At 63.6% G+C, this 478-nt stretch carries 1 protein-coding gene; it reads left to right on the plus strand.

Annotated features, from left to right (window positions below):
* Positions 1–308: response regulator (locus AACY45_RS28225; RefSeq protein ID WP_339548758.1), on the plus strand; the 308-nt coding region annotated here is incomplete at its 5' end.
* Between the last annotated feature and the right edge of the window lie 170 nt (positions 309–478).

Raw genomic sequence — 478 nt, forward strand, 5'->3', positions numbered from 1 at the left:
GCGTCCTGGCCTATGCCAGTGGCACCGCCTTGCTGCTCGATCCTCAGATGCAATCCGGCGATTGCCTCGTGGTCGACTATCTTATGCCGGACATCGATGGGATTTCGATCCTGAGGCAGCTTCGGTCGGCGGGCTGGTGCGGGCCGGCGATTCTGATCACGGCGCATTACGCCGACACGCTCGCCGAAAGCGCGCGCGAAGCGGGCTTTGCCGCTGTGCTCGAGAAACCGCTGCGCGATGGTGTGCTGGTACAGACCATCGGCGAAGTAATCTCCGCCGGGCGGAGAGCTGGCAGCGATCACTGCTAGGCAATGGAATATCGTGCCGTGACCGGATCCTCTGTGACATCCTCACGCCTTCCCGGGGCCGGCGCTGGTCCCACATGGAATTTTCTCCGCCGCCTTCTGATGGTGGATATGCGCGCTATCTTATTCGCGGCCGCGCCCGGCTCTGGTGACTGCAAGGGCGGGGCCAGTGC

The sequence above is a fragment of the Pseudomonas sp. RA_35y_Pfl2_P32 genome, from assembly GCF_963970735.1.
In the GTDB taxonomy this organism is placed as follows: Bacteria; Pseudomonadota; Gammaproteobacteria; order Pseudomonadales; family Pseudomonadaceae; genus Aquipseudomonas.